This window comes from Hamadaea tsunoensis DSM 44101, from assembly GCF_000428945.1.
GTDB lineage: Bacteria > Actinomycetota > Actinomycetes > Mycobacteriales > Micromonosporaceae > Hamadaea > Hamadaea tsunoensis.
Genome location: NZ_AUAX01000016.1, coordinates 99,476 through 120,819, shown reverse-complemented (window position 1 = coordinate 120,819; position 21,344 = coordinate 99,476). Strand labels below are relative to the sequence as shown.

Here is a 21,344-nt window from a genome sequence, read left to right as displayed (position 1 = left end):
GGGGTCACCGTGCCGGATCAGGATCTGCCTCGTACCGTTCTGCCCATCCCGGACGTCCAGCGACCGGCGACGGCGGTGTACGACGCCCGCGACCCGGAGGCGGTCCACCCGCCCATCCGGCTCGTCCGGCCACCGGCAGGGGCGCCGAACGTGCTGGTGATCCTCATCGACGACACCGGCTTCGGCGCGTCCTCGGCGTTCGGCGGCCCATGCCGGACCCCGACCGCCGAGCGGCTCGCCGCGCACGGGCTCAGGTACTCCCGCTTCCACACCACCGCGCTCTGCTCGCCCACCCGCGCGGCCCTGCTGTCGGGGCGCAACCACCACACCGTCGGCATGGGCGGCATCACCGAGATCGCCACCGCCGCGCCGGGCTACAACTCCCTGCGCCCCAACACCTGCGCGCCGCTCGCGGAAACCTTGCGGCTCAACGGGTACTCCACCGCCCAGTTCGGCAAGTGCCACGAGGTCCCGGTCTGGGAAGCGAGCCCGATGGGCCCCTTCGACCACTGGCCGTCGCCCGGCGGCGGGTTCGAGCACTTCTACGGCTTCATCGGCGGCGAGACCAACCAGTACTACCCCGCCATCTACGAGGGCACCACCCCGGTCGAGCCCGACCGCACGCCCGAGGAGGGCTACCACTTCACCGAGGACATGACCGACAAGGCCATAGCCTGGGTACGCCGGCAGCGCGCGCTCGCCGCCGACAAGCCGTTCTTCCTGTACTACGCGCCCGGCGCGACGCACGCCCCGCACCACGTGCCGAAGGAATGGTCGGACAGGTACCGGGGCGCGTTCGACCAGGGCTGGGACGTGCTGCGCGCGCAGACCCTGCAACGGCAGAAGGAACTCGGCGTCGTCCCGCGCGACGCCGAACTGACCCGCCGGCACGACGAGATCCCGGCCTGGGACGAGATCCCCGACGACCTCCAGCCGATCCTCGCCCGCCAGATGGAGGTGTACGCGGGCTTCCTCGAACACACCGACCATCACGTCGGCCGGCTCGTGGACACGCTCGCCGACCTGGGCGTCCTCGACGACACGCTGATCTACTACATCATCGGCGACAACGGGGCGAGCGCCGAAGGGGACCTCCACGGCAGCTTCAACGAGCTGATCAACCTCAACGGCGCCAACGACCTGCAGACCACCGAGTTCATGGCCGCCCGCATCGACGACTTCGGTACGCCGAGGGCCTACAACCACTACGCGGTCGGCTGGGCGCACGCGATGTGCACGCCCTACCAGTGGACGAAGCAGGTCGCCTCCCACTTCGGCGGTACGCGCAACGGCACGATCGTGCACTGGCCCAACGGCATGCGCTCCCGCGGCGAGGTACGCGACCAGTTCCACCACGTCATCGACGTCGCCCCGACCGTGCTGGAAGCCGCCGGGCTGCCCGAGCCGCAGTTCGTCAACGGCGTACAGCAGAAGCCGTACGAAGGGGTGAGCATGGCGTACGCCTTCGACGACGCGGCGGCCGGCGAGCGGCACGAGACGCAGTACTTCGAGATGGTCTGCAACCGGGGGATCTACCACAAGGGCTGGACCGCGGTGACCAAGCACTCCACACCCTGGGACCCGAAGGACGGCGGCCCCTTCGCCGAGGACGTCTGGGAGCTGTACGACACGAACAGCGACTGGACGCAGGCCCGCGACCTCGCCGCCGACCAGCCGGACAGGCTGGCCGACCTGCAGCGGCTCTTCCTGCTGGAGGCCCGCCAGTACAACGTCTTCCCGCTCGACGACCGCCGGGTCGAACGCTTCAACTCCGACCTCGCCGGCCGCCCGGTGCTCATCCGCGGCGACACCCAGACGCTGTTCGGCGGGATGCGGCGGCTCACCGAGAACTCGGTGATCAACATCAAGAACAAGTCCCACACGGTCATCGCGGAGATCGTCGTCCCCGAGGGCGGGGCGCGCGGCGTGATCGTCGTCCAGGGCGGCGAGTTCGGCGGCTGGTGCCTCTACGTGCACGAACGCAAACTCCGTTACTGCTACAACCTGTTCGGTGTCAGCCGCTTCTACGTCGGCGGCACCGCCGAGGTCCCGGCCGGCACCCACCAGGTACGCATGGAGTTCACCTACGACGGCGGCGGCGTCGGCAAGGGCGGCGAGGTGGCCCTGCTCATCAACAGCAAACTCGACGGCGAGGGCCGGGTCGACGGCACCGTACCGATGATCTTCTCCACGGACGAGACCGTCGACGTGGGCATCGACAACGCGTCACCGGTCAGCGACGAGTACACGCCGCAAGACAGCAAGTTCACCGGGGTGGTCAACTGGGTCCGCATCAGCGTCGGCGACGACGACCACTCGCACATGATCAGCGGGGAGGACCGGCTCAAGGTGGCCGTCACCCGGCAATAGCCAACGAAGGGCGCCTCGTCCGTCCGATATCGAGGCGGCCGATCTTGGCGACAAAGCGGGCTCCGGCCACATGGGTGAGCGGTTCCCCCGCGGTCATCAAGTTCGTGGCGCGCGTCGCGGGTGTGGGATCCATGGGCGGTGGCCGCTTCCCGCCTCACCCGCCGACGTGCATCACCTTGATCAAATACCGCTATTACGGCACCGTGACCCTGATTCCCTTGATCAAATACCTCTATGTCGGCACGGGAGGGCCGTCTTGCCGGATAGACGGTATTTGATCAAGGCATTCAGGCCCGGCTTGCCGAAATAGCGGTAAGCGATCAACCGTCCCGGGCCGGCTTGACGGGATTGCTCGTTCGTGGGGTGCCGGCTTGATCAAGTTCCCGCATCCTGCAGAAAACCGTCCGATTGTGCAGCTCCCCGGTACTTGATCAAGCCATGGAGATCCACTTCTGCAGCATCCGGGTACTCGATCACCCGGCCGGCCGCCATGATCGAGCCGGCTTCCGCGCCCGGCGCGCACGATCGTGATCGCCGACGTCTGCGCGGTGGAGGGGTGCCCGATCCGCGGCGAACGATGCTTCGCCCCACTCACCTGGCAGTGGAGGCCCGTCGCGTGAGCGACGGGCCGGAACGGTCTCCCGCGTGAGGAGCGGAGGTGAGATCGGCGAACCCGGGACATGGATGTGATCTTTATTTTGATCTTGTCGCTTGCGAACCGGCCCGGAGAACAATGGGCGGTACCTGCCGGACGCGCATGGCCGCCGGCCTTGTGCCTGCCCGGCGTGCCTGTCGCGGGGCACACCGAAGGCTGCCCGGATCCGCGCGCGGTTCGACCGTGACGAGCCCGATCCGTCGAAGCCGGAGCTCATGGCCGCGCTGCTGGCCGCCGCCGACCCGGAGTCTATTGTGGACGCCCTGTGGGGGCTCGGCGGGCGCAGCCGCGGCGGCGCGGAGGAGCTCGCGTACCTGGCGGAGCATGAGGATCCCGATGTACGCGAGGCGCTGGCCGACGTGCTGGCGTACTACCGCGGCCCGCTGGCGAAGCGGCTGCGGGCCCGCCTGCTGAGCGAGATCCATGCACCGGCCGCCGAGTGAGATTCAGGTGCGCAGGTAGGAGAGCACCGCGAGGACGCGCCGGTTGACGTCGCGTTCCGCCGGGATGCCGAGCTTGGCGAAGATGCTGCGGATGTGCGCCTCGACCGTCCGCTCGCCGAGGAACAGCAGCGCCGCGATCCCGGCGTTGGAATGCCCGGCCGCCATCCGGCCGAGGATCTCCCGTTCGCGGTCCGACAGCGCGTCCAGGTCGTGCCCGGGCGGCCGGGGGCGGTCCAGCGCCCGGGCCACGACGAGCGGGTCGACGGCCGTGCCGCCGGCGGCGACCCGGCGTACGTCGTCGAGGAAGCGGTCGATGTCGGTGATGCGGTCCTTGAGCAGGTAGCCGATCCCGCCGCCGCGCTGGCGCAGCAGGGCCAGCACGTCCCGGGTCTCGACGTACTGCGAGAGCAGCAGGATCGCCAGCGTCGGATGGTCGCGCCGCAACGCTTGCGCGGCTCGCAGGCCTTCGTCGGCGTACGCGGGGGGCATCCGGATGTCGAGCACGACGATGTCCGGCCGGGTTGCCTCCACAGTGGAGAGAAGTACGCCGGTGTCGGGCAGCGACGCCAGGACGGTGAAGCCCTCGGCGGCGAGCAGGCGTTCGAGACCCGCGCGCAGCAGCACCGAATCGTCGGCCAGGACGACACCGGTCATGCCGCCGCCAGGGGCAGCACAGCCGTCAGCGTGGTGCCCGAGCCGGGCGGGCTGCACAGGTCCAGGGTGCCGCCGCAGGCCTCGACCCGGTCGCGTACGCCGATCAGGCCGCCGCCGGCCACGAAGCCGGCCCGGCCGGCGCCGTCGTCGCGTACCGTCAGCCTGATCGCGGAGCCGGTGTTCGCGAGCCGCACGCTGATGACGGAGGCCGCTGCGTGCTTCTCGGCGTTGGCCACGGCTTCCAGGGTGACGTAGTACGCGGTGACCGCCAGATCGGCCGGCACCTCACGTTCGAGGGTGTCCTCGACGGTGACCGCGACCGCGGACCGCTCGGCGATCGATTCGACGGCGCCGAGCAGGCCGTGCTGGGCGAGGACCGAGGGGTTCAGGCCGCGGACGATCTCGCGCAGCTCGCCGATGGCGGTGTCGAGCTCGGCGGCGCCCTGGCGGACCAGCGCCGGATCGCCGGTGCCGCGCTGGCCCCGGTGCAGCAGCAGGGAGGCGGCGATGAGCCGCTGCTGTACGCCGTCGTGCACGTTGCGCTCGACCCGGCGGCGCTCGGCGTCACCGGCCTCGACGATGCGGCGGCGGGAGTCGCGCACGTCGCGCAGCTGCGCCTCGACCTCGGCGAGCAGGAGCTGGTTGGCCAGCACGAGCGCGACCATCCGCTGGACGGCGGCGAGCACGTCGGGGGAGGCGGCGACGGCGGGGTCGTGGGCGATGGCGCCGACGACCCGGCTGCCTCCATACAGGACGGTACGGGCGCTCCCGGCGGCCGGCGCCGCGCCGGTCTCGGCGTCGACGAGGATCCCCGCGGCATCGGGGAGCAGGATCCGGGCGGTGGGATCCGAGAGCGCGCGGGCCGCGGAAGCCCGCAGGGCCGCGCGATCCGTCTCGGTCCGGCCCAGCTCCGCCACCAGTGCGAGGGTCGTGCCGGGCGGGCGGCTGCGGGCCAGGCTGCCGGCCGCGCCGAGCGGGACCGCGACCGCGCCCGCGCACAGCGCCAGCTGCGACCACGTCGGCTCGGCGTCGAACAGGACGCCCGCGACCGCGGTCATCACCGTGTTGGCGACCATCGCCGTCCAGAAGGGCGTGAAGGATCTGCGGTACAGCGGGCTCGCCAGGTGGTAGCGCACCACGAAGAACACCACCAGCGCCGCGCCGACCAGCGGATAGTACGCCGAGCGCAGCTCCGCCAGGCCCGCCGGCCGCAGCCCGAGCAGGCGGTGGCCGCCGACCAGGACCGGCCAGAACAGGTAGCCGGCCCAGGCGACCCGGCGGTCGAGCGTACCGGTGAGGCGGCCGACCGGGATGATGAGCGCGCAGTGCAGCATGATCGGGCCGTACACGACGCTGAGCAGCATGTTGTCGGCGAACCGGCCCGGGGTGAGCTGCCGGCCGATCTCGTCGGCCAGCCAGATCCCCCCAGCGATGATCATGAGCAGGCCCATCCGGCTCTCCGGGCGGCGGGACCGCAGCCGCAGGCCGACCTCGACGTGCAGCAGGCCGACGCCGAGGAAGGGCATCAGGTCGGCCGCGCCGGGCGCACCGCGTACGCACACCGCGGCCGTGGTCGCCGCGGCGGCCAGGAGCAGCGCGGCCGACCGTACCGCCGCTCGTCCGATCGCCATGACCACATGGTGCGCAGCCGCGGCGCCCGGCGAGCGTGATCGTCGGCCATCCGACGATCGCCGCCGATTACGTGCTGGCACGGATGTCCGCCCGGGCCCCGGTTCCTACCGTCGGTACTCGTCAGCACGACGCTGACCGTCGCGATCAGACGGACGCGACGCACTGGACAAGGGGGAAACCGATGAAGATGATGCAGCGGGCCGCGGTGGCGGTCGGACTCGCGGTGCTGGCCGTCGTCGCGCTCGCCGGCCCGGCGAACGCCGACACGTCGCTGTCCTGGTCCAACTTCCCGACCGTGTCGTCGGAGGACTCGATCCGCGTCACGCAGATCCAGAACGTCGCGCCGGGCTCGGTGCAGGTCTGCCTGCACACGGCGGTCGACGTGACCTGGTGGAAGGGCATCGAGGCGCGGGGCTGGAACAACGGCAAGCTCCAGGGCGTGTACACCCAGAACGCCAACCACGGCACGACGTGCATGACGTTCCTGCTCAGCGACGTCATGTACGTGGAGCTGATGAAGGCCAAGCTGTTCGGCGTGCACACCGACATGTACCGGCTCACCAACGCCACGCTCAACCAGCGCAGCGGCGACACGGTCACCTTCGACTGGATCCGTGACGCCTGATCCGGCGGTGATCCGGCCCGGCTGCTTCGGCGGCCGGGCCGGACTCCGGTTCAGGCGACGGCGACGGGGAGGTGCGAGCCGTCCGGGCGGTAGCCGCTCGCGGCCAGGCGCTGCTCCGCCGCGGCCGCGTACCCGGGGTGCGGGTCGCGTACCTTGACGGCGGATCCGCCGCCCACCACGTGGGCCCGGGCGATGAACCGCCACGTCGACAGCGGATAGAACGCGAACCCGGCGACCACGAGCACGAGCACGCCGAGCAGCCACAGCTCGGGGTGCTGCTCCTCGTCGGTGACCGCGGCGAAGATCCACACTGTGGCGGCCACTCCGGCGAGGAAGATCGCCATCGTGATCAGCAGCCGCACGACGTGGGTCTTCACGCAGGCGCGGCAGAACGCCCAGGCGCGCACGTCCAGGGAGTCCCGGCGTACGCGTACGGCCAGATACGGGACCGCGCCGGCGGCGGCCAGCCAATGCGTCGCGAAGAAGAGCGAGACGACGGCCATGACGGGCACGAAGAGGAACGGCCACCAGGGCATCCGCGTGAAGACCTTGAAGTCCTGCTTGGCGAGGGCAGGAGAACCGTGGCGTACGCAGACGTCCGGCAGGCCGGTGCCGGTGACGACCAGGGAATCGGGCATGATCATCGGCACAGGGTAGGGGTGTTTTCCCGTTCCGTGCGGACGGACTTCCACGGCTGTTCGGTGGCGGATGTCCAACCGTCCGGCAGCCGGACCGTCGCCCGTCGATCGGGCGGCACCGCGGCTGATCAGGTGGTGCCGCGGCTGATCAGCCGGTGCTGCGGCGGCGCAGGATCCACGCAGTGGCGGCGACCGCTCCCACAGCGCCCAGGGCGATGGCCGGCCACAGCGGGCGCCGCCGACGGTCGGCCCGCGTGGGGGACTGGGTCGTGACCACCGATGCGGGGCTGCGGCCCTCCACGGACAGTGACATGGACACCGGCATGGAAACCGATGCCGGACCGGGTGCGGCGGCGGCAAGGTTCGGAGCCGGGCCCGGTCGCCGCGCGCCGGCGTACCGGACGCCGAGGTAGACCAGCGTCCACGCCAGTGCGAAGTAGCCGAAGAAGTCCACGCATCGGCGTTACCCCATATCCGGCCGGACCATACGCATGCGTCTCGCGTCTACCATCGGCTCATGGTGACGATCCCGGTCGGCCCCGCGGCCCACGACGCCTGGTACGCCCTCCCCGAGGAAGTACGCGCCGAGGCCCGGCGGCTGGGCGAGGCCGATCAGGGGCATCCGGATCCGGCCGTGGCGGCGGTCGTGGTCGGCTGGCTGCGCTACGAGCAGCCGTGGCCGTGGTGGCGCAACCTCATGCTGATCGCGGGAACCTCCCTGTTCCTCGGCATGGCCCTCGCCCTCATCGCGGTCGGCGGCACGGTCCAGACCCACGGCCTCGCCAACCTTCTCTGGGCCGGCCCGATCCTGGGCGGCGCCGCTCTTGTCATCGCCGCCGGGCGCTGGACGGCCCGCAAAGGCGTACCGGCCTGGGCGGAGGTGCCGAACATCCTGTCGTTCCTGTCGTCACCGCAGGCCGGCCCGACGGGGGACGAGGAGCCGTCCCGGTCGCGGCCGCGTTACCTGACCTTGCTGGCGATGGCGGTGGGGTCCGTCGCGGTCGCGGCGTTCATCTTCCGGCGATCCGGACTGCCGCTGCACACGCAACTCGACCGGCCCAAGGGCTGGCTCAATCTCTTCGGGGTGGCCGGCAGCCTGGTCCTCGTCGGCTTCTGGCGCCGGCTGCGCGTACCCCAGGCCGCCGAGCTGCGACGCGCGGACATCATGCCGGCGGGCATCAGCTTCGACGGGAATCCGCCGGTGGCGTGGGCGGACGTCGAGGACATCGGGCTGGTGGGCCCGAGCGCGGCGACGCCGCACGTCAAGGGCGGCGTCCACTGCAGGCTGCGCGACGGCACGCTCGTCGCCCTGCCGCTGCGCGGCGAGGGCGCGCCGCCGGAGAACCTGATCCTCGCGGCGGCGGCCCACCTCGCCTGAGCTCAGGGCAGGATCGCGTACGCGCGGACGGCCACGGTCCCGAGTCCCCGGACGCGCAGCGGAGCCGCGTGCAGCCGGGCCCCCGTCGCGGGCAGCCGCGCGAGCCCGGTCAGGTGCTCCACGATCGGGATGCCGGCCGCCAGCAGCGCCGAGTGGCAGGGCCGCTCGCCGCCCGGGGTCGTGTCGTCGATGTTGACCGCGTCGATGCCGACGAGCCTCGCGCCCTCGGCCACCAGCAGCTCGGCCGCCTCCGCCGTCAGGAACGGGGCGTCCACCCCGTACGCGGGCGTGCCGAAGTGCCGGTCCCAGCCGGTGTGCAGGAGAACGGCCGCGTCGCGTACGCCGAGACCGGCCAGGGCCGCCGCCGGGATGCCACGCTCCGTCGCCGCCGTCGCGTCGACGACCACCACCGGCAGGTCGGCGAACTTGGACAGCGGCAGGTCGGCCAGGTCGGCGCCGTCGGCGTACCGGTGGAACGGACTGTCCACATAGGTGCCGCTGTTGCTCAGCATCGTCAGCCAGTCGATGGTGAACTCGGTGCCGGCGGCGTAGTGCGACCGGGAGTCCTCGCGGGAGAGGTACGGCCGGATCTCCGGACCGGGCAGCCCCGGATAGGTCGTCATGCCGGGGACGAGGACATGGCTCAGCTCGACGAGGCGGGAGTCGGTCATCCGCGTATTGTGCGGACCAGGCCATAGCCGATCAAGAACCTCGCCACGGTTCGAGACAACACCGGGTAAAGCTCAAATTCAAGATCACATTCATGTCCCGGGTTCGTCGATCTCACCTCCGCTCCTCCCGCGGGAGACCGTTCCGCCCCTATCGCTGCGCTCCGGGGACTCCACTGCCAGGTTGGTCGGGCGAAGCATCCTTCACCGCGGTTCGGTCACCCGAAAAGAGTGCCGCCGACCTGCCTGAGCAACGCGTGTACATATGCTCAGGCAGGTCGGTGTACTTGGTCAGGCGAAGCGGTAGGCGCGGACGACCGTCTCCCGGACCGTGTTGCCCGCGCTGTCGGCTGCCGTCACGCGTACCGAGACGAAGCCGGTGCCGGCCGGTGTGCGTACCTGGGCGCAGCCGCCGGACAGCGCCGCCGCGCGCCAGGTGCGCCCGTCGTCGAACGACACCTCGGTCACCGTCGCGAGCAGCCGGCCCGGCGTCGACCCCGCCTGCGGCACCGCGCTCACCGTCAGCGTGTGCGTCGCGTTCGCGGGCACCGTCGCGTACAGGTCCGCGGCCGGTGCGGCTTTGATCCACCACAGCGGCAGCGGTACCGCGCCGCTGGTCGTCGCGGACCGGAAGGACCAGGACACCGTCGTACGCGTCGACAGCGGCCCTTCGCTCTCGGTCGCCAGCTGCACCTGGTACGCGGCCGAGCCCGGCGGCAGGGCCGCGGTGAACCCGGTCTCGCCCGGAGTGATGGCGACGGGTGTGCCATCTCGGGTCAGCGTGGCCGTCAGCGTGCTCGTCACCGCCGAGCCCGGCCGCCCGTCACCGTCGGCGTACAGGGGCACGTCGACGGTGAGAGTGTCGCCTTCGCGGACCACGCCCTGGCCCGTCCCGGCGCCGAGCCCGGGACCGAAGACGGGCCGGTTCCAGTGTTCCCGGTACGCGTGCCCGGCCGCGTACGTGCCGTAGTCGCCCTGGGTGACGCGGGTGGCGTCGCCGGTGTCGGACGCGGCTTCGATGAAGTCGCCCGCGAACGCGGTGTCCGGGTCGGGGCTGTAGTACTCGGTCCGGGTGAACGGCAGGTCGAAGGCGAGGTCCGGGCCGAACGCGCCGACGCCCCACGCGGGTACGGACGGGCGGATCCGCTTCCAGCCGGTGGTGCCCGGTCGGACGCGGGTGAAGTCGGCGTCCACCCGGGCCAGCCCGGCGTCGGTCACGGCGCGCTGGTATCCCGTCACCAGCCGGCCGGGTTCGGGGAAGGTCAGGGCGTACACGTAGGGGCTGTCGGCGCCGGGGCGGGCCCACTGGCCGTAGAGGATGGAGATGAAGCCGTTGTCGAGCGGGGCCGGGGCGATCTGTCCGGTGTAGACGGACGCGAACGAGTTCGAGATGACCGCCGATCCCGCGGTGCCGTGCGGCCGCCGGTCGTAGGCCGCGACCGCCCCGTACGCCTGCGCGGCATCGGCCCGGGGAACGGTGACCGAGACCGGCTGGGCGGTACGCGCGTCGAGGACGATGGTCTGGTCGTGGCTGACGTCGATGTCGGGCTGTCCCATCAGGACCGAGTAGGCGCCGGTCTGGTCGCCCTTCGGGCCGTCGCCGCTGTGGCCCATGTAGCTGGTCAGCGAGTAGTGACCACGCGGCAGCCGCAGGGTCTCGGTGTCGCCGGGGTCCGGTCCCCACACGCCGGGTGCCTCGACGTCGCTGTTCCGCAAGGCCATCTGGGTGCCGTAGAAGGACGGCGTGCCGCCGGAGCGGTCGTGGTGCACCAGTGTCACGGTGTAGCTCTCGACCTCCTTGTCGACGGCCACCGGCGTACGCACGACGGTGTCGCCGGCCGTGGCCGTCAGCCAGCCGCCGAGGTGGCCGTCCGGACCGGTACGCGTGTCCGCCGTGACCGCCACCGTGGCGTCGCCGCCGGCGGGGACGGTCACCGTCGACGTGCCCAGGGTGAACAGTCCCGCCGGGGCGCCCGTCATCGCCAGCGTCAGCGTCACCGGCTGCGCGCCGTCGTTGTGGTACGCCACGCTCGCGCTCGTCACCGGGTCGGCGGTGTGCGGCCAGGGCCGGAAACCGAAGGAGACGCCGGGCGTGGTGCTCGTGACGTTCTGGCGTACCGCCCGGGCGACGTCGAGCCGGCCGCCGCCCTGCGCGTACACGGAGAGGGTGGAATTGGGAAGGGCTGCGGACATGAGCGCGGCCTTCAGCGCCTGCCCGGACCACGTCGGGTGTTGCTGGGCGAGCAGCGCGGCGCCGCCGGCGACGTGCGGCGTGGCCATGGACGTCCCGCTCAGCTGCGTGTACGCGTCCCCCGGCAGGCCGGAGTCGGCGCTGCGCGCGGAGGTGATGGCGACGCCGGGGGCGGTGATCTCGGGTTTGATCGTGCCGTCGGGCCCGGGACCGCGGCGGGAGAAGTAGGCGAGGGCGTCGGTGCCGTCGACGGCGCCGACGGTGAGCGCGGCGGGCGCGGTGCCCGGGGAGGAGATGGCCCCCTCGGTCGGACCGTCGCCGTTGCCGGCGGCGACCACGAAGAGCGTGCCGTACTGGGCGCTGAGGGTCTGCACGGCGGTCTCGACCGGGTCGAGCCCGTCGGTGTCCATGCCGCCGAGGCTCAGGTTGACGATCTTCGCCCGGGTCGCCGCCCAGGTCATCCCGGCGACGATCCACGATTCCAGGCAGCCGTACTGGGTGCACACTTTGCCGTCGAGCAGTTTCGCGCCCGGCGCCACACCCTTGTAGGTGCCGTTCGACGCGGCCCCGGTGCCGGCGATGGTCGCCGCGACGTGCGTACCGTGGCCGGCGAAGTCACCGTCGGCCTCCTCGCCCTCGGTGAAGTTCACGTGCTCGGCGACCTGCCCGGCCAGATCCGGATGGTTGCCGTCGATGCCCGAGTCGAGGACCGCCACGGTGACGCCGGTGCCGGTGTAGCCCGCCGCCCACGCGGCCGGCGCGCCGACCTGGTCGACGCCCGTTCCGGAGGTGGTGTGCCGCAGCGCGTCCAGGCTGACGGCCGGGGCGTGCTGCGTACCGAGGCGGCTCTCCCAGGCGCGCCACGAGTCGGCGGCGTGGGCGCGGTCCTGGCGGACGGCGGTCGCCTTCGCGGCGGGCAGGGCCTGGCGGCCGGTCAGCCCCGGCACGTCCCGCAGCAGCGGCGCGTCGGCGGTCGTCGTCGGGCTGGCGGCCGAGCCGATGATGAGGGGCAGGCCCGGCAGGCGGTCGTAGCCGTCGCGTACCAGCGCGGTCACGTCGAACAGCCGCGGGTCGACGGCCGACCGGGCGATCAGCGGCCCGGCGTCGGCGGGGATCACCCGCACATGCCCGCCGGACCGGGTGACCTCGAAGGTCATGCCCGCCCGGCCCGGACCGGCCTGGACGTCGGCGTTGTCGCCGTCCAGGGTCACGACGTCGCCGGTGACGAGGGTGATCCTCGTCCCGGCTGTCGTCCTTGCTGCCGTCGCCGGTCCGGCCGGCTGTCCGGGTGACGCGGGCGGAGCCGCCCCGCCGCCCGGTGCGGCGGCGGTCAGCGCGGCGAGCAGCGCCAGCCCGGCGGCCGCGTACGCGACCCGGGGCCAGGCTGTCGCCGGGGTGTTCGTGGGCGTGCCACGGAGGGATGTCATGGTCCTTCCACGGCGGAAGGCACCTGCTGGTTGCCCACTGCCTCCGTTTTATGTGGACAGTCCCGGCTACTTCTTCGGCAGCGCCCGCGCGGAGGCGACCCCGCGGCCCACCCACTTCTTCAGGTCCGCGGCCTTCGTGCAGGCCGACTCCTCGACCGCGATCCAGCCGCGCATCGGCCGGTCGCGCATGACGGCCTCGTCCGCGCCCTTCTCGGCGAGGATCTTCTCGTACGCGGGGTCGTCGGGCAGCAGCCGGACGAGCAGACCGCCCTGACCCCGGACGGCGACGGCCATGTTGCCGTCGATCAGCATCGCCAGGCCGCCGAACATGCGCTTCTCGGAGACGCCCCGCTCACCGGCGACGAGTCCGCGTACGCGCTCGGCGAGTTCTTCGTCATACGCCATGAGGAGATGGTCCCACCGGCGTACGACGAATTCAGGCGTCTCGCCAGGGAAGGAGGGCCGTCGACAGCAGAAGTGTCCCCGACAGCACCAGCAGTGCCGTCCGGGCGCTGGTCGCCGCCGCGAGCGCCCCGGCGGCCGCGATGAACATCGGCTGCACCGTCTTGGTGCTGATCGACCAGGCCATCATGACCCGGGACATGTACGCGTCGTCGCTGGCCGTCATCCGGTAGGTCGCGAACAGCGGGTTGAACACCCCGACGAACAACAGCAGCAGCAACTGCGAGACCGTGATGAGCACCAGTCCCGGCGTACCGGCCGCGGCCAGCGGGGTGAAGGCGAGCCACAGGTTGCGCCCGGCTCCCGAGGCGAGCAGCGTACGCCGCTGGCCGAAGCGCCGCAGCAACGGCTTGACCAGGAGCGATCCGGCGATGCCGGCGACCGCGGACAGGCCGAACGACAGGCCGTACTGCCAGGCGGAGAAGCCGCGGTCGCGGAGCATGAAGACGGTGGTCAGCGGCGCCGACGCCATGATGCAGCCGCCGAACACCAGGGCGTTGAAGAACAGCTTCGCGAGCCCGCGGTGGGCGAGGATGTGCCGCCAGCCGGCGAGGAACTCGCCTGCCCAGTGGTGGTCGGCGGAGCGCTGCGGCCGGGGCGGTTCGGCGGTGCGCAGGCGCCGGATGGCGAACGCGGAGGCGAGGAAGCTGACGGCGTCGACCGCCAGCGACGCCGTCGCGCCGAGCCACGACACCAGGACGCCGCCCACCGGCGGGCCGACCGTGTTGGCGGTCCACAGTGTTGTCTCGAAGCGACTGTTGGCCTCCGCCCGGTGCGACGCCGGGACGAGCCGCTTCAGGTCGGCGGTACTGGCCGCGTTGAACGCCAGGGTGGCGACCATGCGGACGATCGCGACCACGCAGAGGTGCGCGTACGTGAGCTGGCCGAGATAGGCCGCGACCGGGACGGAGGCGGTCGACGCGAAGCGCAGCAGGTCGGCGCCGATCATCACCGGCCGCTTGCGGTGGAACTCGATCCACGGTCCCAGCGGCAGCGCCAGCGCCATGCCGACGACCGAGGACAGCACGCTCAGGAAGGACACCTGGAAGTCGGACGCGCCGAGCACCAGCACCGCGACCATCGGCAGCGCCGAGTAGCCCACCGCGGTACCGAGCTCGCCGGCCGCCTGCGCCGCCCACCGCCAATGGAAATCGCGCCGCCAGCCCTCGTCCGTCGTGGCGCGCGGTGACGTTTCGAGCAGCGGCGACACGGACATCCCGCCGACGATGCCAGAGGTCATCGGCGGGAGGCAAGCCGCCACCCCACACGGGAGTACGCGTATAGCCGCCTTCGAATACAGTGCCGTGCACACACGTCGGGGGAGTGGTCGTGCCGGATCAAGCGGTCGAGTTTCTGATCATCACGCTGGCTGTCCTGTGCCTCGGCTTCGTCCTCCCGGTCCGTGAGCAGCGCCTGTCCTGGCTGCTCACGGCGGACGGCCTGCCCGACGAACCCGCCGTACGCGAACAGCTGCGACGGTATCTGCTGGCGCGGCGGCGAATGCGGACTCTCGGCGTACTCGTGGCTGTGATCGTGACCTTGGTCGTGACGCTGCCGCAGCACCGGATCGTGCTGCCCGCGACGGCGCTGCTGGCCGGCTGGCTGATCGGGGCGGCGCTGGCGGAGGTGGTGCTGCGCGGTCCGGACCGCCAGGTGCCGGCGGTGGGCCGCTGGCGGCAGGTGGTGCCGTGGGCGCTGCTCGTGCTGACGGCGATCTCGCTGCCGGCGGCCCTGGCCGTCCGCAGCGAGGGCACCGACCGTGAGGTCGTCGCGGCCTGGGGCGCGGGGGCGGTCGTGGCTGCGCTGGTCACGGCCGGGGCGATCCGCTTCGCCACTCATCACGGCCTGCGTGGCCTGGCCGAACCGGGCACGGACGCCGCGCGCGGCATCACCGCGGGCGGGGCGGTGCTGTCACTGGCCTGCCTGGGCCAGATGTGGTTCGCCGCCCTACCCGGCCCGGACGACGGGCTGGAGTTCCGGAACCTGACGGCGCTGGCCGTGGTGCTTCTGGTCGGCTCGCTGCTCAGCAACACCGGCCCGGTGCTCTCCCCGCCGCGGCGGCGGGTGCTGGCGGTGGCGGCCGGGGCGACCGCGCTGCTTGTCGTGCTACCGCTGGTGTGGGCGCTGCCCCAGTACGTCCGGGCACAGCCGCCGATCACACCCGAGGACAGCCGCGCGGTCGTCCGCGTCCGTGTCGTCGACCGGGACACCATGGCGGCCGCGCTCGCCGACCTGGACCTGCGGGGCATCAACACGGCGGGCCCGTTCGACGGCGAGCGGGCGGTGATAGGCCGGCTGGACGCGGGCCGGGCCGCCCCGGCCGGCAGCCACTACGAGGTGCTGGCGATCCGGGTGGGCTCGGGCGACGTCGTGGGATCCATCTCCGGCCCGGACGGTTCCGGCTGGATGGGTTCCTGGGGCGTCGATCTGCCGCGCCGCTATCCGTGGCTGTCCGGTGTGGCCGACCGCCCGGTGGCCGGCGGCGTGACCACCGATGCGGAAGCGGTATCGTTCCCGCGTAACGGATCCGCGCCGATGTGGTTCACCGCCCGGTGGCCGCGGGAGGTACGCGTCGGCGCGGACGAGTTCGTTCCGGTGCTGCTGCTCGTCCGCGACGACGACGCCTACGTGTACTGGGCTTACCGAGCACCGGTCGTATCGAGCTGAAAGCCGTCCTCACGTGCCTTGGGCGTGGACGATCGGCACGGCGTACGCGTACGCCACCCAGTCGGGTGATCCCTGCGCATCCACCGTGTATGGTCCGACGGCCGTGGGCTCGGCGACCGGGAACACCGCGCCGACCGCTAGTTCGCCGGTGCAACGGACTTCGGCGTGCCCCTGTTCCGCACCGTTCCCGGCTCGCACGGTCAGGGTGACCGTCGAGCCGTGCGCCCCAGGGCAGCCGACGAGGATCATCAGGGCCGTCCCGGCGGCGGGTTCGAGGACGCGGGGCTGCCGTTCACCCGGCTGGTTCAGCGACCGGGCACCGGTGATCATCGGTGGGACGCCGCGCACGGTGGCGTTGCAGGGTGGTCCGGCTTCGACGCCCGGCTCACCGATGAAGGCACCGTTGATGTCGGTGAACGAGGGCACGGCCGGCAGGCCCAGCCGGCTGTCCAGGAACCGCCGCAGATCACGCGCGTCCGCGGGCGGCACGTCCAGTGATCCGGGCATCATCGCCACGGCGATGACGGCCCGCTCCAGTTCCCAGCTCGTAGCCACCGGCGTACGCGGCCGAGGCGTGACCGACGAGTCCGAGACCATGACGTATTCGTGCCGTGTCCAGCGATAGCCCAGAACGGCGGCCGGGTAGACGGTCCTGATCCCGGGCGTCACTGACGGCGTCAGCGCCCATTCGAGGTCCACCGAGCCGCACTGCACACTGAACCGGGTCTCCCGGAACACCGGCCCGAATTCGTTGGCGACGCCGGTACGCAGACCGTCGACGAGGCCGAGGACCTCCCACGGGCCCACCGCCGTCCGGTCTTCGAGGTGGTGCCCGGGGCAGCCGAAGCCGGCGCCGAAGCAGGCCCACGTCGCCCGGCGGGTCACGTCGGCACGCCGTCGGAGGGCGGCGGCGTTGCCGTCCAGCCGGGCGCGGGCGCAGGCGTCGGCGCAGCCGCCGATCGAGGCGTCGTAGGCGGTGGCGGCGCCGGACGCGACCGGCATCGCCTTGGGCGGCCCGGGCAGCCCGGCCGTGATGATGTACGAGACCAGCAGTCCGTTGAACGCGAACAGCCCGAGCAGAATGCGCGACCCCCGTCCCATGGGCGCACGGTACCAAGGTCGCGCATTCCCTTCGATCCGGTCAGGCCAGCTGGAAGTCCCAGATGATGAGGGCGGGCAGGCCCGCCCGGGCCGCGTTCGCCGCTTCGGGGATCCACGGGTGCAGCGTCCACACGTCCGGCGGCTCGGTCAGATCGAGCGGCTCGGCGGCCTCGTCCGGATCGACGGTCGGGTGCGGACGGAGGGGCTCCTCGCAGGCGCGTACGCCGAATCCGTGCCGCAGAGCCGCCCGCAGGTACGCGCCGGTCGGGTGGCTCCAGTTGCGGACGTAGCCGACGTTGCCCTCGGTGTCCTCCTTGACGAGCGGGTAGAGCCAGGAGCCGGTGTAGTGCCCGCGGGTGTCGGAGACGACCAGGTGGCCGCCGGGGCGCAGGACGCGGGCGGCCTCGGCGAAGAACGGTTCGAGGTCGGGCAGGTGGCCGAGGGCGAGCGTGCAGACCACGTGGTCGGCGCTGCCGTCGGGCACCGGCAGGGCGGTCATCGACGCCTCGGCGAACTCCGCCTCCGGCAACGCTTTCCGGGCCTTCTCCAACATCCCCGGCGACTGGTCGAATCCGCGTACGCGGTGGCCGCGCCGGACGAGCTCGCGGGTGATCCGGCCGGTGCCGCAGGCGACGTCGATGACCTCGCCGGGCGGAAGTCGGTCGAGCAGGGGCAGGAGTACCTCGTCCTGCAACGGGAAGGAGCCGTTGTCCTCGATGTCGTAGGTGCGGGCCCAGCCGTCGTATCCGCGTGCGGTCGGCATGAGCGGGACGTCGCTGCCGGGACCGAACTCGTCGGCGCGATCGAGCAGGGCCCGGATCTCGGCGAAGCGGGCGGCGGTGAAGTCGCGGTCGTGCTCGCCGGCGAAGGCCCGCAGCAGCGCGACCCCCTCCAAGCCGAGCAGGTACGCGAGCGGGTGCTGGTAGATCTCCATGACAATCCTTTGTGGATAGAGCAGACGCGCGGACGGGCCGGCCGCCGCCTTCCCTCGGCGCGGCCGGAGCGGGAGTCGTTCGCTCAGATCGTCACGAGCGGGAGGCTATCGGCCTGGTCCGTCCGGAGTCCAACGGGTTTCCGGCCGATATCCCACTGGATCGGTAGGATATTGACGGTGAGAATTATTCATGCTCTGATGTGGACCTGTCCCGACACCTCGTAGGAGATGCATCCGTGTCCACGCTCCGCCGAGCGGCCCTCGCGGCCGTCCTCGTCCTGGCCGCGCTCCCGGTCCGGGCCGCGGCCGCGCCGGCCCTCGAACTCGACGCCCTGCCCACCGCCGCCGTCGTGCTCGGCGACAGCTTCGTCAGCGGCGAGGGCGCCGGCGACTACGCGCCCGTCACCGACGTCAACGGTGTGGCCCAGGGCTTCCCCGGCTGGTCCGCCGCGAACTCGAACGCGTACTTCTGCCACCGGTCCCCGCACGCCTCGCTCTTCCAGGCGAACCTGCCGGGCATCCAGAACCGGTTCAACCTCGCCTGCTCGGGCGGGCGCCCCTACGACATCACCGCCGCGTCGTCCACCCGCGACAAAGGCCGCTCCGTCGCGTCCCAGATCGATCAGGTACGCGCCGTCGCCCAGACCAACGACATCGACCTCGTCCTGATCGGGCTCGGGTCGAACAACAGCTCGTTCAGCTTCGGCGACGTCGCGAGCAAGTGCGCCAACCGGTTCATCGCCGACGCGTGGACGGGGTGGTGGGAGTTCTGGGCGTACATCAACGGGCCGGTCGAGCAGGACCCGTGCACGTCCGACGACCTCGCCACGGCCGCCCAGGTGAACACGGCCACCAACGAGACCATCGTGGCGCTGCGCCAGCTGCTGACCGTGCTCGACCAGGTCGACGCCGACCACCAGCACCGCATCGTGCTGCAGGACTACACCAATCCGCTGCCGTTCGACGTGCTGCCGTCGCTGGTCAGCGCGGACGGCCGGGAGGACGACCGGGACAAGTTCCGCGACCTCGGCGCCGCCCGGTACGCGGCCGGCTGCCCGATCCACCGCGCGAGCATGGGCCCGGGCCACCAGTTCTCGGCGAACCTCGGCAACATCGTGAAGTCGGCGTACACGACGCTGTCGGCCGAGTTCCCCGCCGACGACCTGGTCTACCTCAACGTCCAGCAGGCCTTCGACGGCGCCCGGCTGTGCGAGGCGTCGACCAACCCGGCCACCGCCCTGGCCACCCCGGTACGCGTACAGGACGGGCCGACCGGTGTGCCGCTCACAAGCCTGTCCGGCAAGGACAAACTCGACATCAAGCGGTACGCCGACACCTGCATCACCTACTTCCAGACGTGCCAGGAGTCGTGGCATCCCAACGTGGCCGGACACGCCGTGCTGGGCCAGTGCCTCGCGGGCGCGTACGCGGCGGGGGTGCACTCGGTGAAATGCGTACGCCAACCCAACGGAACGATCGTGGTGTCGGCGGCGTAGCGACAGTCGGTCCATATTGGAGTCGGACGCGGAATGCGCGCGCCCGGGTGCGAACCCGGGCGCGCGTCCGCGTGACGCCTACTCGTAGCAGCCGTTCGGGCGGTTCTGCAGCGCGAGCTGGATGACCTTGCCCCCGGACAGCGCGATCCGGTACTCCGTCTTCCCCGTCGCGTCGGCCGCGACGTTCATCCGGCCCTCGGCGATGACGCCCTTCGGGTAGGCCCGGGTCACCTGCGCCGTCGTACTGCCCAGGCGGATGCCCTCCGGCGTGGCCATCTTCCCGTACGCGTAGATCGCCGCGACGCCGTGCGGTCCGAACAGGACCCAGCCGGCCACGCTGTCGCCGCCGACCTTGTAGCCCGAGCCGGCCAGCCCGGCCGACTGGTCGCATCCCGGCGAGGCGCCGTTGCCGGCCGTCGGCTTCGTGATGATGCCCGTCGCGTACGCCTGCGCGGGGGTGAGGCCGATCTTCAGCGGACCGTAACCGGTCGGGCCGAGGGCCACGGGCTTCGCCGGCGGCGGAGGCGGCGACGGGACGGGGGAGGTGCCGGCCGACGGCGGCGCGGAGGGACTGGCGCTTGCCGACGGTGCGGCGGCGCTGGGCGATGCGGCGGTGGTCGCCGGTGCGGCGGTGGGGGCGGCCTTGGGGGAGCACGCGGCCAGGCCCGCGACGGCGAGGGCGGCGAGTGCGGCGGTGGCGAGTGTGCGGTTCACGGAAGCTCCTTCAACGTGGTGACGCTCCCGAAGACGTACGCTCCGGCGGCCGGAGTTGCCGCCGCGGGCATCGCCTACCCGACAACCGCAGACGGCAACGTGGCGCCCGCTCCCGGATCGGGTTTGGATCACGGAAATCACCCGAATCTTGGGCCAAGATTACGTGGCGATCCCTGATCCAAACGCGATCACGGAGCGGGCGGGCGGCCGGGCGGCGCCCGGGCCGGTGGGCGGTGTGCCAAGCTGGCTTCATGGCGAGGTACGCACTCCTGCTGCGCGGCGTCAACGTCGGCGGCAACAAGAAGATCGCGATGGCGGAACTCCGCGACCTGCTCGCGGGCTGCGGCTACACCGAGGTCGCGACCCTGCTGCAGAGCGGCAACGCCGTCTTCACGGTGGCCGGGAACCCCGCCCGTGACAAGGTGATCGCCACGATCGAGGCGGCCGTCGCCGAGCGGTTCGGGACCACCGTGCGCTGCATTCTGCGTACGCGCGACGAACTGCAGGCGATCGTCGAGGAGAATCCGCTGGCGGAGGTCGCCGACAACCCGTCCCGATATCTCGTGGTGTTCCTCGCCGAAGCCGCGCCGAAGGGACTGGGCGAGGAGTTGGACGCGGACGCGTACCGGCCTGACGAGTTCCGGGTGGGCAGGTCCGAGGTGTACCTGTGGCTGCCCGGCGGGATCGCGGACTCGAAGCTCGGGGACTACTTCGTCGGGCGGAAGGCGCCGGTACTCGGGACCGGCCGCAACTGGAACACCCTCCTGAAACTGCTCAAGGCACTCTGACCCTCAGAGCCATCGGCGTACGCGGGCACGGTAGCGCGCGTACGCCGGCCCGAACCGCTCGCCGAGGTATTCCTCCTCGGGCCGGATGACCAGCCTGTATATCGCCCAGAGCACGACCGGTCCGAGCAGGATCGGCCACCAGGAGCCGAATACGAGCGCCAGTCCGATGTAGAGCACCGCGAGCCCGGTGTACATCGGGTTGCGGGACAGCCGGTAGGGGCCGGTGGTGATCAGGTTCGAGACGGCGTGGTGGGGGACGATCGTCGTGCGGTGGCGGATAACGGCCGACACTCCGGCGACGGTGAGTGCCACCCCTGCGGCGCCCACCACCGCGCCGGCGACGGCGGTCGCGGGTCGGCCGCCTACCGCGAGCGGGACCACCATGTCGAGCAGGACCCCGCCGACCAGACCGGCCGCATAGTAGGCCGGGGGCGGAATGAAGATCACCTGGGCGCCGCGTGCCGCCGTCTGCTGACCGACCATCGGACTCACCTTCCCGTT

19 protein-coding genes are annotated in these 21,344 nt (G+C 71.8%); 7 read left to right on the top strand and 12 right to left on the bottom strand.

The features are described from left to right. Window positions 1-9 precede the first annotated feature (9 nt). Window positions 10-2,370, top strand: a complete 2,361-nt coding sequence (locus G401_RS0122415) for an arylsulfatase (RefSeq protein WP_027344264.1) — start codon at window positions 10-12, stop codon at window positions 2,368-2,370. A 711-nt stretch (window positions 2,371-3,081) separates the two neighbouring features. Beyond that, a complete protein-coding gene (locus tag G401_RS56050) occupies window positions 3,082-3,468 on the top strand; it encodes a hypothetical protein (RefSeq protein ID WP_157546123.1) in 387 nt (128 codons plus the stop codon). A gap of 3 nt (window positions 3,469-3,471) precedes the next feature. Here the strand turns inward: G401_RS56050 and G401_RS0122405 are convergent, their stop codons facing one another. Next, entirely contained in the window at window positions 3,472-4,122 is a 651-nt protein-coding gene (locus G401_RS0122405) for a response regulator transcription factor (RefSeq protein ID WP_027344262.1), read from the bottom strand. Then, the gene (locus G401_RS0122400; protein WP_157546120.1) at window positions 4,119-5,753 is read right to left on the bottom strand and encodes a sensor histidine kinase; all 1,635 of its coding nucleotides are present in this window, start codon (window positions 5,751-5,753) and stop codon (window positions 4,119-4,121) included. Before G401_RS0122400 ends, G401_RS0122405 begins: the two co-directional genes overlap by 4 nt. Window positions 5,754-5,935: 182 nt before the next feature. On the opposite strand from G401_RS0122400, the gene G401_RS0122395 reads away from it, so the two are divergent. Then, on the top strand, window positions 5,936-6,379 hold the full coding sequence (locus tag G401_RS0122395; protein WP_027344260.1) for a hypothetical protein: 444 nt from the start codon (window positions 5,936-5,938) through the stop codon (window positions 6,377-6,379). 50 nt (window positions 6,380-6,429) lie between these two features. Here the strand turns inward: G401_RS0122395 and G401_RS0122390 are convergent, their stop codons facing one another. Together G401_RS0122390 and G401_RS0122385 are read right to left on the bottom strand one after the other, a co-directional pair. Further along, a complete protein-coding gene (locus tag G401_RS0122390) occupies window positions 6,430-7,023 on the bottom strand; it encodes a hypothetical protein (protein WP_027344259.1) in 594 nt (197 codons plus the stop codon). Window positions 7,024-7,165: 142 nt separating this feature from the next. Next, window positions 7,166-7,471, bottom strand: coding sequence for a hypothetical protein (locus G401_RS0122385; RefSeq protein WP_027344258.1), 306 nt, complete (start codon window positions 7,469-7,471; stop codon window positions 7,166-7,168). Between the two features lie 63 nt (window positions 7,472-7,534). Between G401_RS0122385 and G401_RS0122380 the strand changes: the two genes are divergently transcribed. Then, window positions 7,535-8,395: a hypothetical protein gene (locus tag G401_RS0122380; protein WP_027344257.1), complete on the top strand. Its 861-nt coding sequence runs from the start codon at window positions 7,535-7,537 to the stop codon at window positions 8,393-8,395. Window positions 8,396-8,397: 2 nt separating this feature from the next. On the opposite strand, the gene G401_RS0122375 is transcribed toward G401_RS0122380, so the two are convergent. The 4 genes from G401_RS0122375 to G401_RS0122360 form a co-directional block, all read right to left on the bottom strand. Beyond that, on the bottom strand, window positions 8,398-9,066 hold the full coding sequence (locus tag G401_RS0122375) for a cyclase family protein (RefSeq protein ID WP_027344256.1): 669 nt from the start codon (window positions 9,064-9,066) through the stop codon (window positions 8,398-8,400). Between the two features lie 288 nt (window positions 9,067-9,354). Next, a complete protein-coding gene (locus G401_RS0122370) occupies window positions 9,355-12,681 on the bottom strand; it encodes a S8 family serine peptidase (protein ID WP_027344255.1) in 3,327 nt (1,108 codons plus the stop codon). Between the two features lie 66 nt (window positions 12,682-12,747). After that, window positions 12,748-13,086, bottom strand: coding sequence for a TfoX/Sxy family protein (locus G401_RS0122365; protein ID WP_027344254.1), 339 nt, complete (start codon window positions 13,084-13,086; stop codon window positions 12,748-12,750). Window positions 13,087-13,117: 31 nt separating this feature from the next. Beyond that, window positions 13,118-14,383 carry an MFS transporter gene (locus G401_RS0122360; protein ID WP_245601808.1) on the bottom strand — a complete coding sequence of 422 codons (1,266 nt, stop codon included), beginning with the start codon at window positions 14,381-14,383 and terminating at the stop codon, window positions 13,118-13,120. A gap of 89 nt (window positions 14,384-14,472) precedes the next feature. Here G401_RS0122360 and G401_RS0122355 point away from each other — a divergent pair, with 89 nt between their 5' ends. Continuing rightward, window positions 14,473-15,810 (top strand): hypothetical protein, encoded by a 1,338-nt coding sequence (locus G401_RS0122355; protein WP_157546117.1) that lies wholly within the window; start codon window positions 14,473-14,475, stop codon window positions 15,808-15,810. 9 nt (window positions 15,811-15,819) lie between these two features. On the opposite strand, the gene G401_RS0122350 is transcribed toward G401_RS0122355, so the two are convergent. Together G401_RS0122350 and G401_RS0122345 are read right to left on the bottom strand one after the other, a co-directional pair. Then, a complete protein-coding gene (locus tag G401_RS0122350) occupies window positions 15,820-16,911 on the bottom strand; it encodes a hypothetical protein (protein ID WP_027344251.1) in 1,092 nt (363 codons plus the stop codon). A gap of 40 nt (window positions 16,912-16,951) precedes the next feature. Then, complete coding sequence (locus tag G401_RS0122345) at window positions 16,952-17,845, bottom strand: class I SAM-dependent methyltransferase (protein WP_027344250.1); 894 nt, start codon at window positions 17,843-17,845, stop codon at window positions 16,952-16,954. Between the two features lie 236 nt (window positions 17,846-18,081). On the opposite strand from G401_RS0122345, the gene G401_RS0122340 reads away from it, so the two are divergent. Beyond that, window positions 18,082-19,341: an SGNH/GDSL hydrolase family protein gene (locus tag G401_RS0122340; protein ID WP_027344249.1), complete on the top strand. Its 1,260-nt coding sequence runs from the start codon at window positions 18,082-18,084 to the stop codon at window positions 19,339-19,341. Window positions 19,342-19,419: 78 nt separating this feature from the next. Here the strand turns inward: G401_RS0122340 and G401_RS53150 are convergent, their stop codons facing one another. Further along, window positions 19,420-20,055 carry a hypothetical protein gene (locus tag G401_RS53150; protein ID WP_051366992.1) on the bottom strand — a complete coding sequence of 212 codons (636 nt, stop codon included), beginning with the start codon at window positions 20,053-20,055 and terminating at the stop codon, window positions 19,420-19,422. Window positions 20,056-20,306: 251 nt separating this feature from the next. Here G401_RS53150 and G401_RS0122330 point away from each other — a divergent pair, with 251 nt between their 5' ends. Beyond that, window positions 20,307-20,843, top strand: a complete 537-nt coding sequence (locus tag G401_RS0122330) for a DUF1697 domain-containing protein (RefSeq protein ID WP_027344248.1) — start codon at window positions 20,307-20,309, stop codon at window positions 20,841-20,843. A 3-nt stretch (window positions 20,844-20,846) separates the two neighbouring features. Here G401_RS0122330 and G401_RS0122325 read toward each other — a convergent pair whose 3' ends face one another. Then, a complete protein-coding gene (locus G401_RS0122325; protein ID WP_034592660.1) occupies window positions 20,847-21,326 on the bottom strand; it encodes a methyltransferase family protein in 480 nt (159 codons plus the stop codon). Window positions 21,327-21,344: the final 18 nt, after the last annotated feature.

Excerpts from the sequence above, each read along its gene's own strand:
- G401_RS0122405 (WP_027344262.1), bottom strand. The coding sequence starts at position 4,122 with ATGACCGGTGTCGTCCTGGCCGACGATTCGGTGCTGCTGCGCGCGGGT.
- G401_RS0122400 (WP_157546120.1), bottom strand. The coding sequence starts at position 5,753 with ATGGCGATCGGACGAGCGGCGGTACGGTCGGCCGCGCTGCTCCTGGCC.
- G401_RS0122395 (WP_027344260.1), top strand. The coding sequence starts at position 5,936 with ATGAAGATGATGCAGCGGGCCGCGGTGGCGGTCGGACTCGCGGTGCTG.
- G401_RS0122390 (WP_027344259.1), bottom strand. The coding sequence starts at position 7,023 with ATGATCATGCCCGATTCCCTGGTCGTCACCGGCACCGGCCTGCCGGAC.
- G401_RS0122380 (WP_027344257.1), top strand. The coding sequence starts at position 7,535 with ATGGTGACGATCCCGGTCGGCCCCGCGGCCCACGACGCCTGGTACGCC.
- G401_RS0122375 (WP_027344256.1), bottom strand. The coding sequence starts at position 9,066 with ATGACCGACTCCCGCCTCGTCGAGCTGAGCCATGTCCTCGTCCCCGGC.
- G401_RS0122370 (WP_027344255.1), bottom strand. The coding sequence starts at position 12,681 with ATGACATCCCTCCGTGGCACGCCCACGAACACCCCGGCGACAGCCTGG.
- G401_RS0122365 (WP_027344254.1), bottom strand. The coding sequence starts at position 13,086 with ATGGCGTATGACGAAGAACTCGCCGAGCGCGTACGCGGACTCGTCGCC.
- G401_RS0122360 (WP_245601808.1), bottom strand. The coding sequence starts at position 14,383 with ATGACCTCTGGCATCGTCGGCGGGATGTCCGTGTCGCCGCTGCTCGAA.
- G401_RS0122350 (WP_027344251.1), bottom strand. The coding sequence starts at position 16,911 with ATGGGACGGGGGTCGCGCATTCTGCTCGGGCTGTTCGCGTTCAACGGA.
- G401_RS0122345 (WP_027344250.1), bottom strand. The coding sequence starts at position 17,845 with ATGGAGATCTACCAGCACCCGCTCGCGTACCTGCTCGGCTTGGAGGGG.
- G401_RS0122330 (WP_027344248.1), top strand. The coding sequence starts at position 20,307 with ATGGCGAGGTACGCACTCCTGCTGCGCGGCGTCAACGTCGGCGGCAAC.
- G401_RS0122325 (WP_034592660.1), bottom strand. The coding sequence starts at position 21,326 with ATGGTCGGTCAGCAGACGGCGGCACGCGGCGCCCAGGTGATCTTCATT.